Origin of the sequence: Pedobacter sp. AK017 (assembly GCF_014200825.1) — a bacterium.
GTDB classification, from domain to species: domain Bacteria; phylum Bacteroidota; class Bacteroidia; order Sphingobacteriales; family Sphingobacteriaceae; genus Pedobacter; species Pedobacter heparinus.
Genome location: NZ_JACHCW010000001.1, coordinates 426,608 through 444,027, shown reverse-complemented (window position 1 = coordinate 444,027; position 17,420 = coordinate 426,608). Strand labels below are relative to the sequence as shown.

The 17,420-nt window shown below is 38.8% G+C and carries 14 protein-coding genes and 1 tRNA gene; 8 read left to right on the top strand and 7 right to left on the bottom strand.

Annotation, left to right across the window (positions count from 1 at the left end; genetic code table 11):
- Positions 1-22: 22 nt before the first annotated feature.
- Positions 23-673 (bottom strand): HAD family hydrolase, encoded by a 651-nt coding sequence (locus HDC92_RS02015; RefSeq protein ID WP_183871979.1) that lies wholly within the window; start codon positions 671-673, stop codon positions 23-25.
- 52 nt (positions 674-725) lie between these two features.
- Between HDC92_RS02015 and HDC92_RS02010 the strand changes: the two genes are divergently transcribed.
- From HDC92_RS02010 to HDC92_RS02000, 3 genes are all read left to right on the top strand, one after another.
- Positions 726-799: transfer RNA gene (locus tag HDC92_RS02010), tRNA-Ile, on the top strand.
- 318 nt (positions 800-1,117) lie between these two features.
- Positions 1,118-1,942 (top strand): class I SAM-dependent methyltransferase, encoded by an 825-nt coding sequence (locus HDC92_RS02005; protein WP_183871978.1) that lies wholly within the window; start codon positions 1,118-1,120, stop codon positions 1,940-1,942.
- 4 nt (positions 1,943-1,946) lie between these two features.
- Complete coding sequence (locus tag HDC92_RS02000) at positions 1,947-2,150, top strand: hypothetical protein (RefSeq protein WP_015807349.1); 204 nt, start codon at positions 1,947-1,949, stop codon at positions 2,148-2,150.
- Between the two features lie 143 nt (positions 2,151-2,293).
- Here the strand turns inward: HDC92_RS02000 and HDC92_RS01995 are convergent, their stop codons facing one another.
- Positions 2,294-2,653: a VOC family protein gene (locus HDC92_RS01995; protein ID WP_015807350.1), complete on the bottom strand. Its 360-nt coding sequence runs from the start codon at positions 2,651-2,653 to the stop codon at positions 2,294-2,296.
- A gap of 170 nt (positions 2,654-2,823) precedes the next feature.
- Between HDC92_RS01995 and HDC92_RS01990 the strand changes: the two genes are divergently transcribed.
- Both HDC92_RS01990 and HDC92_RS01985 read left to right on the top strand, forming a co-directional pair.
- Positions 2,824-4,119 carry an NRAMP family divalent metal transporter gene (locus HDC92_RS01990; RefSeq protein ID WP_183871977.1) on the top strand — a complete coding sequence of 432 codons (1,296 nt, stop codon included), beginning with the start codon at positions 2,824-2,826 and terminating at the stop codon, positions 4,117-4,119.
- Positions 4,120-4,295: 176 nt separating this feature from the next.
- Complete coding sequence (locus HDC92_RS01985) at positions 4,296-5,597, top strand: sensor histidine kinase (RefSeq protein ID WP_183871975.1); 1,302 nt, start codon at positions 4,296-4,298, stop codon at positions 5,595-5,597.
- A 13-nt stretch (positions 5,598-5,610) separates the two neighbouring features.
- Here HDC92_RS01985 and HDC92_RS01980 read toward each other — a convergent pair whose 3' ends face one another.
- From HDC92_RS01980 to HDC92_RS01960, 5 genes are read right to left on the bottom strand one after another with little or no spacing between them, the layout of a single operon-like run.
- Entirely contained in the window at positions 5,611-6,018 is a 408-nt protein-coding gene (locus HDC92_RS01980) for a response regulator (RefSeq protein WP_015807352.1), read from the bottom strand.
- Positions 6,008-7,087 (bottom strand): hybrid sensor histidine kinase/response regulator, encoded by a 1,080-nt coding sequence (locus HDC92_RS01975; protein WP_015807353.1) that lies wholly within the window; start codon positions 7,085-7,087, stop codon positions 6,008-6,010. The genes HDC92_RS01980 and HDC92_RS01975 overlap by 11 nt, the downstream gene beginning before the upstream one ends.
- A 13-nt stretch (positions 7,088-7,100) precedes the next feature.
- A complete protein-coding gene (locus HDC92_RS01970; RefSeq protein WP_183871973.1) occupies positions 7,101-9,293 on the bottom strand; it encodes a 7TM diverse intracellular signaling domain-containing protein in 2,193 nt (730 codons plus the stop codon).
- Entirely contained in the window at positions 9,290-10,006 is a 717-nt protein-coding gene (locus tag HDC92_RS01965; RefSeq protein ID WP_049772228.1) for a hypothetical protein, read from the bottom strand. Before HDC92_RS01965 ends, HDC92_RS01970 begins: the two co-directional genes overlap by 4 nt.
- Positions 9,993-12,308 carry an Rv1355c family protein gene (locus HDC92_RS01960; protein WP_183871971.1) on the bottom strand — a complete coding sequence of 772 codons (2,316 nt, stop codon included), beginning with the start codon at positions 12,306-12,308 and terminating at the stop codon, positions 9,993-9,995. Before HDC92_RS01960 ends, HDC92_RS01965 begins: the two co-directional genes overlap by 14 nt.
- Before the next feature lie 117 nt (positions 12,309-12,425).
- Between HDC92_RS01960 and HDC92_RS01955 the strand changes: the two genes are divergently transcribed.
- The 3 genes from HDC92_RS01955 to HDC92_RS01945 are packed head-to-tail and all read left to right on the top strand — an operon-like array spanning position 12,426 to position 17,417.
- Positions 12,426-12,881: a response regulator gene (locus HDC92_RS01955; protein ID WP_015807357.1), complete on the top strand. Its 456-nt coding sequence runs from the start codon at positions 12,426-12,428 to the stop codon at positions 12,879-12,881.
- A gap of 43 nt (positions 12,882-12,924) precedes the next feature.
- Positions 12,925-16,395, top strand: coding sequence for a PKD domain-containing protein (locus HDC92_RS01950; RefSeq protein WP_183871969.1), 3,471 nt, complete (start codon positions 12,925-12,927; stop codon positions 16,393-16,395).
- Between the two features lie 2 nt (positions 16,396-16,397).
- Complete coding sequence (locus HDC92_RS01945) at positions 16,398-17,417, top strand: type IX secretion system membrane protein PorP/SprF (RefSeq protein WP_183871967.1); 1,020 nt, start codon at positions 16,398-16,400, stop codon at positions 17,415-17,417.
- The last annotated feature ends 3 nt before the right edge of the window (positions 17,418-17,420 follow it).

Genomic DNA, 17,420 nt, shown 5'->3' with positions numbered 1-17,420 from the left:
TTTAAATGAAAATAATGAATGGTTATAGGATGTGATATGCTATTAAAACCTGTTCCAGTTCTTTAGGGTGCCTGGTCATCAGTAAAGTATGCAGACCGGCTAATTTGGCCCCCTCAATGTGCTGTGGGCTATCATCAATAAACAAGGTTTCGGCAGGGTCAAGTCCATTCTCATGAATGACCTGTTCAAATATCTCTATATTGGGTTTGCGCAAGAACATTTGCTGTGAGTAATAGGCTTTTTCAAACAGTGCGCTGTTGTCGTCCATCCCAAATTCCTTTTTTAAATATTCTACAATGTAATTGTAATGTGTTTCATTGTTATTGCTCAGTAAAAAGGTACGGTATTTTTGTTTTACTTTAAGCAGTACCTCATGAATTCCGGGGGGTACACCGATCAGCAAACTGTTCCAAGCATTGTCAATTTCCTGATCTGTCAGGTTTTTATTACCTGCTGCTTCACGTATCCCTTCTCTGAACTGTGCAGGAGAGATGGCTGCGGTTTCAAAATTATTGAAAAGCTGGTGGTGGCTTTTATGTGAAAAGAATTCCGTATTATTGGCAATACCAAGTTGTAATAGAGCTTCTTGTGCCTTTTTAAAGTCTATTTCGAAGATCACATTGCCGTAATCGAAAATAATATTTTTTATTTTTTGTGCTAAAACTGTTTCCATAATTGAATACAAATATGTAACATTGCACTCGCAAAATCTAAAAGATTTTTCGGGGCCTATAGCTCAGTTGGTTAGAGTAGAAGACTCATAATCTTTTGGTCGCTGGTTCGAGCCCAGCTGGGCCCACTGCTTAAAAAGCCGTTTTTCCGAAGAGAAGAACGGCTTTTTTCGTTTATAGGGAAAATAATCATTCTTAATTTTTACCTTTGTGATCTGTTATACTAAATCTGACATATTATCAATCTTTCGTAAGGACATCCTCCTTAAATTGAAGATTTAATGCATTGGAACCGCTTGATTCTAAATGTAATGGATAATATGTGCATCATTTTTTACCCAACAATTTTTAATAACAAAGAGATTGATTGATCAAATCAATTGTTTTATCACGTTGCAGAATGATAAATATCTTCTGCAATTTGATAAAGTTTAAAAATATTTAAGATGTATAGTAAACAGTTAATAAGTAGAGATATAGAACTCTTTTATAATAAAGCGTCTGAAGAAACCAGACTGAACAAAGGTATGGGAGTGTTTGAATTTGAAAGAATCAAATCACTCATAGAAAAATATGTTCCACCAACATTCACTAAAATAATTGATGTTGGTGGAGGTACAGGTAAATATTCAGAATGGCTTGCAAAAAAGGGGCATGAGATATACTTAATTGAGCCAATCTTTAAACATATTCAAATAGCTAAGGATAGAGCTAGTAAATTAAAAAACAAATATTCTGTTTATTTAGGAGAAGCCAGAAATTTAGACTTCCCAGATAATTTTGCAGATATGATAATTCTACACGGGCCACTTTATCATCTTCAAAAAAAAGAAGACAGGGAAAAAGCGATTCGTGAAGCCAAACGCGTTGTAAAAAAAGACGGTATCATTTTAGGGTTTTCTATAAATTATACTGCATCAACTTTAGTTGGGCTTTTACAAGGACTAATTCATAAAGGTACTTTCTTTAATATGTGCAAAGAAGAACTCACAACAGGCATTCATAATCCTCCAAATGATTTTCCCTGGCTTCTAGCAGAAGCGTATTATCATAAACCAAATGAATTAAAAGATGAATTTGTGAAGGAGGATTTGACGTATATAAATACCTACGCGGTAGAGGGGATGGCCTGGCTGGATAAAGATTACTTTCTGAACCTTTTGGATATGAAAAAGAGAAAGACCTTAATGGAACTTATCCAGATCACTGAAAATGACAGCTATCTTTTACCATTTAGTCCGCATATGATGATAGCAGCAAAAAAAAAATAAATTTATGAGAAATAAAGATAAATATTTTAATGCTTTAGTGGAAAGTAATGGACGTTGTAATGAAATAGAGCTTGGAGAAAAACTTGGTCTAGATGAAGATGCTACCAGACAAATACTTACTCAACTTTTATCAGAATATAAAATTGAATATATTCAAAGTGGATTATGCGAGTATAGCATTATGAAAAGTAAAAGAAGAATCAGCTAATCTAGCGCACACCTGAGCCCACTGCTTAAAAAGCCGTTTTTCCGAAGAGAAGAACGGCTTTTTTCGTGTATTTGATTTGTATTCAATCAGGTTGATCACGATCATAAGCATTATTCTATTCATAATTTCGAAACACAGGTGTTTTATTCAGACCAGACTGCCAGTTCATTACCATCAGGATCGGTAAAATGAAAGCGTCTGCCACCTGGAAAACTGAAAATATCCTGCACTATACCACCAGCCTTAATGACTTTTTCTCTGGTTGTTTCAATGTCCTTTGAATAAAGGATAACTAATATGCTTCCTTTTACAGGGATACCTGAAGTAAAGCCGCCATCAATATAATCACCTTCAAAAGCTGTGTAATCAGGTCCATAGTCTGTAAAAGTCCAATCGAAACATATGGTATAAAATCTTTTGATCAGTTGAATGTCTTTAGAGAGAAATTCCAGGTATTGGATCTGTTCGTGTTTAAGTTTGTTCTGTGCGGGGGTGTTAGTCATAATTTCTTGAGATTATAGATGCAAATGTAGTTGATAATGCTCATTCATACTTTGGAAAAAATGCTATAAATTTATAATTCCTTAGGTAAAATTGAAGGAGATTTACTTCATCTTTCTATTATAGAATGCTATATTGTAGATACCTATGTTAATCCATACAATCCGTGTATATGTCTTTAAAAAATAATGCAAAATTCAGGATAAGAAAGATTAAAAAATTCCTTAGCCTTTTAGGCCCTGGTTTAACTACTGGTGCTGCTGATGACGATCCTTCAGGCATTGCAACCTATTCCCAGACCGGGGCACAGTTTGGCTATGGACAATTATGGACTGCATTATATATGCTGCCTTTTATGACAGCTGTACAGGAGGCTTGTGCAAGAATAGGTCTGGTAACCGGAAAAGGTATTGCTGCAGTGGTAAAAGAGCATTACGATACTAAAGTACTTTATTCTGTTGTAGGACTGGTGGTGACAGCCAATACCATTAATATTGGTGCAGATATTGGCGCTATGGCTGCTGCAGCCCAATTGTTAATTCCGGTTAATTTTGTTGTGCTTACCCTGCTTTTCACTGCAATAATCTTAATACTTGAAATTTTTACCAATTACAGCATATATTCGAGGATATTAAAATGGCTTGCACTTGCTTTACTTGCCTATCCCATTACTGTGTTTATTATAGATCAGCCCTGGCCAACTGTATTAAGGGCAACAGTTATACCTCATTTCGAATTTACATTCGACTTTTTGTTTATCATTACTGGGGTATTCGGTACAACCATTACTCCCTATATGTTTTTCTGGCAGGCGTCGCAGGAGGTTGAGGAAGAAAAAGCCAAAGGTCTGGTTAGAGACGGAAAACCTAGAATTGGATGGCCCCATATACATGCAATGCGTAAGGATAATAACATTGGGATGGTTATTTCTGAATTTACTACCTGGTGCATACTGTTGGTTGGGGCAACAGTTTTGCATAACAGTGGTATAACTGATGTAAAAAATGCAGCTGATGCCGCAAAAGCACTTGAACCTCTGGTACATTCTTTCCCTAATGCGGGTTATCTTGCTAAATTGATTTTCTCTGTAGGCATTATCGGTCTCGGATTACTTGCCGTCCCGGTGCTTTCTGGTTCTGCTGCATACGCAGTTGCAGAGGCCTTTGACTGGAATGCCAGCTTAAACCTTAAACTTAAAAAAGCATATGGTTTTTATGGTGTGATTACCATCTCAACACTGATAGGACTAATCATCAACTTTATTGGCATAGATCCGGTAAAAGCATTGGTTTATACTGCGGTAATAAACGGTATAGCTGCGGTTCCCCTGCTATTTCTGATCGTTAAGATTGCGGCAAGTGATAAAATTATGGGTGAATATAAAAGCGGCTGGTTGTCAAAGACTTTGCTATGGACAACTTTTTTTATTATGGGGGCTGCAGCTGTTGCATTGTTCTTCACCATATAATAGTTATAAATCTTTATTTCAACAGGCATACCGTTAATGAGCAATATGCAAAATTTTCGGGTGTTTGTTAAATAAATAGGTATCTTAGGACTCCGTGACTGCCTGCTGGTGTCTGGCATACATCCTCCAGTGCTCACATAACCTGTTTATTTTTTGACAGAAAGCTGCCAATTTATATGATTCAATTGCGGGACTATCTTATCGGCAAAAAAACTTCTTTTACTTTAGAAGGCCGGATATTTCATTCTGTTTGTCTGGTTGCATTGATGGGACTGGCGGTATGTATACCTTTTAATGCGTCGATGCAACTGTTCCGCCTTGCGTTACTTATGGTTGTCATATTTTTGGCCGTACTGACCATTTATTATTTTTCCCGCTTCAGGAATAAAACAAGTGCAGGTATTGTTGTACTTTCGATAATCAATAACCTGCTGCTTATGGTAAATTATTATTATAACTCAGGTGTTAACGGGCCAAGTACAGTGGTCTTTGCCTTATCATTTCTGATCACTGTTTCCATTGTACCAAAAAAACATTTCTGGATATGGCTACCATTAAATATAGTGATTGTGCTTTCTCTGTTGTTTTTTGAGTTCAGAAATCCCGAACTGGTTAGAAATACCTACCCGGATGAAGCAGCTAAATTTACCGATATAGGCTTTACTTATTTATTGTGCGTAGCCACAATTTTGCTGATCACATCTTTCATTCGCAATTCGTATTATGGCGAAAGGGAAATAACAGCGCAAAAGACCATAGCGCTTGAGGCCAGTAATCATACCAAGAATAAATTGTTATCCATCCTGGCACATGATCTTAAAGAGCCCCTGGCTTCTATACAAGGCTATCTTGAGCTGCTTACAGAATATAAGCTGGAAGAAGCCGAACGTTTAAATATGGAAAAGCAATTGTTAAGCAGAACCAAAGATACAGCTTACATATTAGCTAATGTGCTTTCCTGGACAAAAGGGCAAATGGAAGCTGTTCAGATCAGTTTAAAGCCTTTAGTCTTAAAACAAAGCCTGTACAGTACGCTGAAGGTAATGGAAGGTATTGCAAAAGAGAAGGGAATAGAACTCAGAAACCAGATTACAGACGAGGTCTGTGTACTTGGAGACCGCGACATGCTGCAGCTGGTGATCAGGAACCTGATCAGCAATGCGATTAAATTTACCTTTCCGGGAGGAGATATTATTGTTTCTGCACATATGCATCAAAATGAATGTGTCATAAGTGTGAAAGATAATGGGGCAGGCATCCCTGCAGAACAACAATCCGCCATTTTTTCTCCGGCACTCAAACCAACATTCGGAACCGGAAATGAGAGAGGGGTAGGACTTGGTTTGATGCTATGTAAAGAATTTACGGAATTGCAGGGAGGTAAAATAAGCTTCGAAAGCCAGAAAGACGCGGGAAGTACATTTATGGTTCACCTGCCGCTGAGCCTGGAAGTTAAAGTAACCCGTCAGCCTGCTTAAATATTGCTTTAAATCAGGCAAAATATTTTTTTAAAAGTTCTTCCAGTTCGGCAGGATGTAATGGCTTTTTCAATAGTTTCACTACATGCTGGCTGGCTTCAGCCTTTTTGATATCCCCAAAATCAAGCGTAGAAGAAAGCATGGCAATGAGACATTTTTCCGTAAGCTTTTTAGGTAATTTCTTATAATACTCCAAAAAATCAAAGCCGTCCAGATCTGGCATCTGAATGTCCAGCAAAATAAAATCGGGTAATTTTTGATCCTCATTCAGGTGTCTGTTCAGGTAAGTTAAGCCTTCTTCGGCCGACTGACATAACACAATTTCGTCAAATAAGTTCGAAATCTTAATGAGCTTTGCATTGATCTTCAGGTCAACATCATTGTCATCAATTAATAGTACAGTTCTATGGTTATTTAACATTGGGGATGGTTATTTTAAAGGTAGTACCCTCAGCTGGATCAGAGCTTACGGCTATTTTCCCATTAATCTTGTTTAATGCTTCTTTAACAATAAACAAGCCTAATCCGCTACCATGGTTAACTTTACTTTTGAAGAACTGGGTGAATATCTTTTCCAGGTGCTCATTCAGAATGCCCATTCCGTTGTCATTAATAGACATTTCAACCTGATCTTTTCTTACTGCTATATGTATGTTTACCTTTTTATTTAACTCCGTTTCTTTCTGATATTTTATGGCATTCGAAATCAGGTTACCCAATATCACTTCTATCCTGAATGCATCCCCGTAAAAAGGTACTTTCTGATCTATTACGGTATTAAAAGTAGTTTCTTTATCAGCGTAAGAATACAGATCGATAAGGCCGGGGATCAATTTATGAAAGTCAATCAGGCTATGTTCAGAAACCGTTTTATTATTTTTATAGTACTGAAGGGTTTTCTGGATATAATAATCAAGTTTGTTCGAACAGGTTTCTATCAAACTCCAGTATTCACCACTCGACTCATAAAGGCCTTCCATCTTTACCAGGTTTACTATACCCATTGCCGATACCAATGGTGCTCTTAATTCATGGGAAATACTGTAGATGAACCTGTTTAATTCGTCATTTGTCTTTTCCAGCTCGGCCACTTTGTTCCGCAGGTCAATTTTAGACTTATAGGCATCATACGCATTTTTTATGGAATTGTGCAGTTCCAGGTCGTTCCAGGGTTTGGTAATATATCTATATATATCACCATGGTTAATTGCATCTGCAAGCGCTTCAATATCCGTATAACCCGTCAACAATATTCTTATCGGATCTGGATAGGAATCTGTAATGCTCTTAAAAAATTCCACACCTGTAGTGCCCGGCATTTTCTGATCGGCCAGGATCACCTGCACCGAAATATTTTCCAGTATCTTTAAACCTTCAGCAGCAGATATGGCTGTATATATTTCATACTGCCGCCTAAAACTTGCTTTAAAAGCCTGCAAGTTGTTTTCCTCATCATCAATATATAGAACTCTTACATTGGGTGCACTCATAGTACGGGCTTGGTTATTGTGTATTTACAGGTAATGTAATGATGAATTCTGTACCTTGATCTACTTCGGAGAGAACATCGATATGACCTTTATGTTTCTCAATAATACTAAAAACAATTGACAAACCTAAACCTGTTCCTTCTCCAACTTCTTTTGTGGTAAAAAAAGGTTCAAATATTTTATGTTTAACCTCGTCAGTCATCCCTGTACCTGTATCCTTAATGCTTATTTTAACGTTGTTATCATCGTACCAGGTATGAATGGTAAGCAGTTCTTCTTCCCTGTTTTTACCGTTCGACTTAATGGCCTGTATAGCATTTGATATCAGGTTCATAAACACCTGGTTGATTTTGCCCGGAAGACATTCAATTTTAGGCAGGTTTCCAAAATCTTTGATCACCTTAACATTATCCGGGAGTGAGTTTCTGACCAGTACAAGTGTCGAATGCAGTCCTTCATTAATGTCAATAGGCTTCAGGTCATCCTCGTCCAAACGACTAAAATTTCTCAAACTTCTGATAATTTCAGCCGTTCTTTTGGCCCCGTCTGTAATGCCGGTCAGCAGAGATTCAATCTCGTTATTAATGAAATCAAGGTCTATCTGTTTTTTAAAAGCTTCAATTTCCTGTACTTGTTCCATCACATCCGCACCGGAATAATCGATTTGCTCATACTTTGTGATGATTTCTTTCAGGTCATCAATGTCGAGTTGCAAGGGTTTAATATTAGAGGTTACAAAATTGATAGGATTATTGATCTCATGCGCAATACCTGCGGTGAGCTGACCCAAAGCAGCCATCTTTTCTGCGTCTACCAACTGTGATTGTGCATCCTTCAGATTGGTAAGTGCCACATTTAAGCTCGAATTGGTATTTTGCAACTCAATGGTACGCTCGTTTACTTTATTTTCCAACTCAATATTTTGCTCTCTTACCAAACGCTCATTCTCTTTAAGTACCAACAGTGCTTGTTTCTGCGCAAGCTCATTTTGATTTTTAAAGAAATTGATCCGGTCTGCAAGAGCAAATGATAGTAACAGTACTTCCAGTACTGATGCAAACTGAACAGAATAGGTAGAAAAAATTGAATACTTTATGATCTCGTAGTCCTTTAAAATAAAGATCATCATACCAATAAAAAGAAATGACCAGGAGGCCAGGTAATAACCGGCAGGCTTAAAGTTTCTTTTATAATAAGCATTTAGTGCACTGATAAAAGTAACAATAGAACCCCCGAAAATAGAGACCTGCATGCCAATAAATGATACTTTTTTATAACCTATAAAAAGCAATATAGTGCTGATTACAGTCAATACCAGCAAAATATTCAACACCTTATGAAGCCTTGCTGTATTTTTCTTGGTGTTTAAAAATGATTTGGTAAACAATATGGAAGCAATCAGCCCCAGATTAGAAAAGAGTATAACGGATATACTGTTAAACCAAAGGCTGTCTACATAAAAATACTTATCAAAATAGCCCTGTATGGTAGTTTGGGTTAGCCAGGTAAACAATATACAAAATATATAATTCAGGTAGCTTACATCTTTTACGCTAAAATACAGGAAGAGGTTATAGGCAAACATGATCAGCATAATGCCTGTATAAATCCCAAAAAACACATCCCTTACCGAAAATAATTCGAGTACGTTGCTGCTCTTACTGATAAAAACCGGTGAGATCACTACATCATCTGAATACAGTTTGATGTAAATAACCGGATTTAAAGCAGCAATATCTTTTGGTATTTTAAAAGTTTTAAGGTTTCCCGATGTCTTAACTGAAGCAACCAGGGTATAATTGTTATATTGAAACTTTTTTAAAACCTCATTGTCCTTTACAAAATAAACCTCTGCCTGTTTTAACCTGGGTTGGTCTATCAGTATATCTGTATAATCCTTGATATCAATAGATGGCGGAACAACCGCTTTTATCCAGACCGCATTTGGGTAATTGCCTATATTAATGATATTGGTTACAGGTTTTTTAAACTCAGCTTCTTTTGCGATCACCGAGCGGATCCCGATGGTATCGGACTTACTGATATACAGTTTTGAAAAGTGCAGAATATTAATTAATGAATCCTGTGTCTGAATATCGGGATTCATAATGTTTTCTTTACCAGCTCGTGTTGAAGCATTGACATAAACGGTAAAGAGCAACATTATGCCCGTTAAAAAAAGATTTCTGATATGTTGTCTGCTCATAATGCGATATCGATGTGAACATCTATAAAACCATCATTTGCTTTATTGGGAATCTGGAATATTTGTTTTGGATTGGCCTTAAAAGAAAAAATGTTGTTACGGACCTCATCAATGGCCAAAGGCAAATTTTCCAGTTCATCGGTAATTACAGCTGTGGCGGTCAAATCTTCTTTAGGATAGTAAAACCTGCCATTTATTCCTATTTCTGTAATTACGCGGAAGCCACCTCTTACCGCATTTCGATGAGTAGCGGGTGCGGTCAAACCAAAAAGTGTAGTTAAACCGATCAGACTGGAAAGTGCTACACTTACCTGGCTCAAAAATAAACTTCCCACCCCAAGTCCGGCAATTTCCCAGGAATTCCATACACCACAAAGTTCACCCGTCCCATTTGGTGTCCGCTCACTAACCATTGCATGGATTCTATTGTCCATATAACCCACTGCCTCTTCAATAGGAAGCGGATTAATTCCATTTGCCCGGTGGATGCGCGAACCGGCCAATGCTTTGCCATTTTCTTCTGCAGTTACCAATACCGCATAAACATCAGGGTTAAGCACCCAGTCAATTTTTGCAGAGGTAATTTTGGTAATTCCAAATATCTCTAATACGTGTGTATGCCCTTCAATAAATTTCATACAGGCCGCCCGATCGTCTACGGCCCTGAAAGCTTTAAAATAAAGCTTATTGATCTGCGGTTTATGCTGTTCCAATGGATAAAGTTTTATTTAAAGGTTTTCTAATTGTACGTTGTGGCGATGATTCTGCTTTAAATATTCTAAACAAGAATATTTCTGCAATATTATCAGTTATTTTAAACAAATGCTTGAATTTTTGATGTAAAATGAAAATTTGCTTTCTGCTTTCTTCAGGCAGGTCATTTAATTCCTGAAAATTATTCTTGTAAAAGAAGATTAACGGAACGTTTACGGGGTGAATTTGATAGCCTAACGCTGTAGCTGCAAGCCACATTTTTTCAACTGCCATGCCACCTTTTAAATAGTTCAGTGGATTGCTTTCAGATAAAGTAATTAAGCCAATTGCGGGGGATGATTGGAATTGTTTAAGGGCAAGTTTTTTAAAGGCAAGCCCACCTTTTATTTTTTTTAAGAACTGAACGGCTTTTTCATCTTTCATTAGCCTTAAACCGATCTGATCATTGTTACTCAGGTCCAGCGTATTAATACCAATGCCATCTTCAGTCTCAATGATTTCTTCTTTGTTCCAGCGCATCTCCTTTTTTATAAAGTCTTCATGCGCAGCGGGAATGAACATTCTCAGCAAATCGGCTTCTCCTGAAATATCACCCAGTACGGTTCTGTCTTCCGCTCCTGTAAGCCATTGTAAGCGAATGTTTTCGGTCTCTGTAATGAATTTAAGCTGCTCAAGATCGGCAGTACTTATCTCTTGTGTTAAACCTGTTTTTCTGTTTGTATGTCTGTCGCCAATCCGGGCCGCAAGACTTTTTTCCACTTCATTTGCTTCATGTTTTCCTTTAAAATTAAACAGGGCAATGTGCTCAGGAAAGTGTTCAGGTGTAAATTTCCAGGTAACACCCAGTCCATTTACGGCAGCTTCCAATAGTAAGTTTTCAATTGATGCACCTAACGAAGTGTAAGAAGATATATAATCCGGATCCAGATAGGCCCCTGAAACATTTTTATTCATAAACAGGTGCAGGTTGCCTTGTTCGTAATGCCAGTGCCATGGCTGGTTGTTACCACCCGAAGGAGCCTTGCCTGCTGCAGTAATCAGCTTCCTGATCAGTTCCTGCGAAAGCAGTTCCCTTTCGCCGTCCTTATTAAACTGCCGTACAGAAAGGTAATTTTCAATTTCTTCAATGCTCAGCTGTTTCGTCCGTTCTTCCCCTTTAGTATGTTGTAAAGGTTTTTCATCCGTGATCAGTTCGTCGATATCAATAAAAAAACGGCCAGATACCTTTAAGCTGCCCAATAATATTTTCCGGGAAAGATCAGCTGTAATTCCACCTCCATAAGTAACTGCACTTGCCAGTTGCGGCCAGGTAGAGATGGTGGTCATGATCTCTATCGCTGAGGCTTTCATTCGGGGTGATAACGTTTCTACACCGGTAACAGGTGCAATGTAAGGTAGTTTTTCATCTAAACTTTTCAAAGTCTTAAAAACGCTCATGTCCATGTTGGACACATATCCGTGTAAGACAGGTCTGTCCGGTTCCAGGTCAAAGCGCTCAATATCAATGGTACACCTGTCACTTCCCTCCATTAAAACCGGAATCTGCAGGGTCTTGGCCTTTTCTCTGGCACTGATTTTTACATCAAAGCTATCGCATTCATCAATTAAAAGGTCGAGCTTGCCGTTTTCTGTTAAAAAGGCATCTATATTTTGTTCGGTAATCCCTTCATGAAAACAGATGACCTTTAAATAAGGGTCCATCTCTGCAATCTCCCGGGCCACAATAACTGTTTTCTGAAGGTGTATATTATGTACTCCGGTTCTGATCCTGTTTAAGTTGGAAAGATCCAGTTCGTCAAAATCGGCGATACGCAATTCACCGAACCCCCTTTCGATGGCCAGTGTTAAGGACACTGATTGACCTACCGACAATCCCATTACGCCGATTTTCTTTTTTGAAAGTATCAGTTGCTCTTCGGCAGTTATTTTATGTTTATTTCTGTTTGTTCTGACAATTACAAATTCCTCTTCATCTAACAGATGGACCAGTTTTTCCGACCAGGGGTAATATACCCAAAGGCCATAATCGGCTAAAGGAGTATTACCAAGATGTTTTTTTGCCAGTGACTTTAGTTCTATCGGCTGTATACCTGGGTTTAAACATTTGATCAGTTCTTCTATCTGTGCCTCAATGCTGTCAAATATCTGAATGTGAATGTTTTTATTTAAAAGATCTGCCAGTTTCTGCTTTTCGGTACTGTTTTTGGTATTAAATATTACAGGGTTGTAAAGTGTATTTAATTGTTTCGTTTTGTTTATTCGTGCTTCAAAATCTAAATTTGAATAAGCTTGAGACTGCATTTCTTTAATGTATGTATGCTATAAAAATAAAAAAAATAGGTAAAATATTGAAAGAACTAAAAATAGGCTTTTAAGAGTAATAATAAAAAAGTATTTTTAACTTTTATTTCCAAACAAATGAATGTGAATATCCTATATGTTGATGATGAACCTCATAATTTAAGTGCTTTTAAAGCCACTTACAGGAGGTTATATAATGTTTTTACTGCCGAGTCTGCCGATGAGGGCCGGATAATTTTAGATAAGGAAGAAATTCATATCATCATTACTGACCAGAGAATGCCCAAAACAACAGGTGTAGAGTTTCTGGCTTCCATATTAGAGAAACATCCTGACCCGATCCGAATGATCCTTACAGGTTATACCGATATTGATGCAGTAATAGATGCCATCAATAAAGGACAGGTATATCGTTACATTCAAAAACCATGGATGGAAGCAGATTTGAAGATCAATATTGAAAAAGCTTATGAAATCTATATGCTTAGAAAAGAAAATAGAGATTTAACTGCAAAATTATTATTGGCAAATCAACAACTTGAGTTTTTATTAAGGCAAAATCTTTTATCTTAGATATCCTAAAGGGATATCTAAAGGTATGTACAAATGGGTTTTTATGCTATGGGCGCTCTCGTGTTTCCCATTTATTAATGCGGAGGCCCAGAATATTTCAAATGAAGGCAAAGATTTCTGGGCTGTGTTTCCTACGCATGATCCTTCCAGAGGTCAGGGTGGCAATTCTAACCTCGCAAATGTTCGCATTTATATTACAGCTAAGGTTGCATCTGAAGTAACGGTTACCTGCGGAACTTTTAGTACAGGTACTATACCCATTCCTATAAATACAGCAGTTCCGGTTGATATCCCCAGAGTAAGTGCCTATGTTGCTCAAAATGAAGCTAATGGGGTTCTGGTTAATAAGGGGATTCATGTTGTGGTTACACCAGGCCATGAAAAAGTTGCTGTATTCGAACACATCTATGCCGGCGCGCGATCTGCTGCTTCACTTATCCTTCCGAATGAAGCGCTTGGCAGGGAATATTATTCCATGAACTATACACAGGATTTAAATAACAACGAGGTCAGTAAAAATTTCCTGGTGCTGGTGGCTGCAGATCCCAATACCACGCTTATTGTGCATAAAAAAGATGGCACAACATTTAAAGTAAACTTTGTAAATGCAGGCGACGTATACGAATACTTGCCCAATACTCAGGAAGACCTGACCGGTGTTTATGTAGAAATAGATCCCGCTTCACCGGATAACTGCAACAAGCGTTTTGCAGCTTATTCAGGCAGTACATCTTTAACCATAGGATGTAACGGCTCCCGGGATCCGTTGTTCCAGCAATTGTATCCCATTGGCAGCTGGGGCAAAAATTACGGTGTCGTCCCATTTATTGACCGGCGGTACATTGTCCGGATACTTGCACAGCAGGATAATACTCATTTTCAGTTTGAAGGACAATCCATTACCCTAAACAAAGGACAATTTTATACCAGCCCTGAGCTGGTCAATGCCTCATTTATATCGGCCGATAAAAATATAAGTGTGGCTCAGTATTCGCTTACACAGGCTTGTTCTTCCGTTAATGGTGATGAACTGATCGGTGATCCCGAAATGGTACTCCTTAATCCTGTCGAATTTAATGTAAAGTCTACCACCTTGTTTTCTTCCGATAAAGAAAATATAGTGAACAGGTACATCAATGTATGCATTAAAGCATCAGCTGCCTCAACCTTTCGTATCAACGGCCAGCCTGTAAATACGGTTTGGACAGCTATACCATCAAATCCGGCATATGCTTATACACAGATTGAAATTACTGATATCAGTTCCTATCTTACTGCCAATGAAGGTTTTAATGCCGTTGCATATGGGTTTGGCGCCCATGAATCCTACGCCTATTCTGCAGGTACAAATCTGGCAGCCAATACCTATTTCCTGGTAACCAACAAAATTACCCATAAGGATGCACAGAACGCATGTATAGGACAGGAATCTGACTTTAAGATCATCCTGCCTTACCTCGTTTCCAGGATCACCTGGAAACTGGATGATGGAGCAGAGGAACAAGGCCCCTTGGATCCGCGAATAATTCCGGCATCAGACGGTACATTGTCCTATGAATATATTTATGCCAGGGGCATATCTTTTACTGAGTTAAAACCACATCAGGTTACTATAAAAATTGAATTGCTTAATGATGGGACCGGGTGTCTAAGTGAAGGTGCAGAATTTATTTATCCTTTTGATGTTTATCCGCTGCCTACGCCTGATTTTGAAGTAGCTGCCGACAACTGTGCCGATACAGAAATTCAATTTACTGATCACAGTACATCAAATTTAACAGGCAGGCCTTTAAATAAATGGCTATGGGATTTTGGTGATGGAGCAACTTCTGCTGAACAGAACCCCCAACACATCTATGCCTTATCAGGTTCCTTTGATGTAAAATTGTCTGCGGGTTTGGACGAAGGTTGTATGTCTGATGTTAAAACGTTCAGTGTACATATCCGCCCTAAAATTAATGCCGCCTTTAATGCCCCGGCTAAGGGCTGTATCAATAATGAAATCAATTTTCAGGATGCTTCCAGCTCCGATGCGGGGCCAATGGTTTCTTGGTTATGGGATTTTGGTGACGGCTCCGTTTCAACAGATCAGCATCCCAAACATACTTATGCAAGCGCGGGTATATTTGTGGTAAGCCTTATTACTAAAACCGAAAACGGCTGCCAGAGTCTTCCTCATAAAGAAAAAATCACCATCAACAGTCTGCCTATAGTGGACTTTACCCTGCCTAAAGTATGTGTAGGGGATGAAATGGCCGTGTTCCTTAACAGAACTGAAAATGAAGACAAAAGCACGAATGGTTTTACCTATGCCTGGAATTTTGGTGATGCCTTTGGAGCAGTACCCGACAACGGTTCAACGCAAATGGATGGAAATCATAAATACACCCGTGCAGGCAATTATGTGGTAACCCTAACGGCAACAAATGTCAACGGATGTTCCTATACCCGATCTAAACCTTTTACGGTGAACGGCTCGCAAATTACGCCTGTATTTGAAGTACTCAACAAAGATCAGCTTTGCAGTAACAATAAAATTATGGTTAAAAACTCTTCAACCATTGATGAAGGTAAAATTATCAAACTGGTATGGTATATTGATGGTATAGAGAAGCTGGTGGTCGATGATCCGGACCCTGTAGCAATTTATGCTCTGGATCCACCTGCTGCTATTGATGCCAATCCTAAAAACATCGTGGTTAGTTTGATCGCTTATTCGGGTATTAAATGCCAGGAACCTATTAGCCAAAACGTGATCCTGAATGCTGCTCCGGCCCTCGTTTTTGATCCGATAACTCCTGTATGTTTGAATTCCGATGTGTTTCAGCTCACAAATGCCAGGGAAACCCTTGGGTTGCAGGGGCAACAGCGTTATTCGGGCCCAGGTATCATCAGTGCTGATGGTTATTTCGATCCCAAACTGGCAGGAATAGGTACACATACTATAGTTTATCACTTTTTATCTGCTGCCGGATGCGAAGAAAACGTGACACAAAGCATTACGGTTCATCCCTTACCACAGTTAAACCTGCCTGCCGACCTTTACATCCTTGCGGGTGGACAGCTAAAAATAGATGCTGTGGCCAGCGGTTACCAATTGATTTATAAATGGAGCCCGGCTACGGGACTCGATAGGGATAATATTTTAAATCCCATTGTAAAAATAGAGGAAGATAAAACCTATACTTTAACGGTTGGCTCTGGTTACGGCTGCAGCATCAGCGCTACTGTAAAGGTGCACCTGGTCAATGCCATAGAGCCGGCAAACGCTTTTAGTCCAAACGGTGATGGAATAAATGATGTATGGAATTTGAAATACATAGAAACTTATCCTGATGTTATTGTTGATATTTTTAACAGGTATGGTGAAAAAGTTTTTTTTAGTCAGGGATATTCAATACCTTTTGATGGCAATTATAAAGGGAGACAATTGCCTGTTGGAACATACTACTATATGATCAATCCAAAAAATGGGAGAAAGATAATTACAGGTTCATTAACACTCATCAGATAAGAATGAAGCGTTCAATTTATCTTGTATTGGTATTGCTGATATATGGGGTTTTATGTAAGGCGCAGCAAAAGCCTCAATACACCCAATACATATTTAACAACTATCTGTTGAATCCAGCAATTGGTGGTATAGAGAACTATGCGGATGTAAAAGTTGGTTACAGGAAGCAATGGGCCGGTATAGAAAATGCACCCCAAACCTCATTTGTTACCGCTCACTGGAATCTGGGCAGTGATTACCTGTGGAGAAACGCACTTTCACTCCCCGATAAAGGCGACGACCCCATGAGCAGGAACTATATGCAAAATTATACAGCATCCCCTGCACATCATGGAATGGGGGTTACCGCTGTTTATGACGAGGTTGGACCATTATCACGACTGGATGCTAACCTAACCTATGCATATCATCTGCGGTTAAACCAAGCCTTAAACCTTTCGGTAGGTGTAGCAGCAGGGGTAAGCCGGATAGCGCTGGATATCAATTCTTTGAAATTTGAAGACCAGAGCCGTATAGATCCGGCCGTTTCCAATGGCATTACAAGTCAACTTAAACCCGATCTGGGGCTTGGCCTGTGGTTGTATGGGGGGCGCTTTTTTGCCGGGGCATCTGTTCAGCAGTTATTGCTTCAAAAACTTTCCTTCACCAGCGATCCCAATTATACCAGAGGAAAAGAAGTACCTCATTTTTTTGTCACTGCCGGTTATCGTCTTTATGTGGATGACGAAATTTCGGCAACACCATCAGTCATGCTTAAACAGGTAAGTCCTGCGCCAGCATCTATAGACGTGAACCTGAAAATGGCGTTTAAGGACCGTTTTTGGGTAGGGGGGAGTTATCGCAAAAACGATTCCTTCTCTGCACTGGCTGGCATTAACATCAGTAAGCTTATCAACCTTACCTATGCCTACGATTTTACAACTTCAGGCTTAAACCAGGTGAGTAACGGGAGTCACGAAATTGTGCTGGGCTTACAGTTAAACAATGTTTACGAAGTTTTTAGTACGACCAGGCTGTGGTAGTTA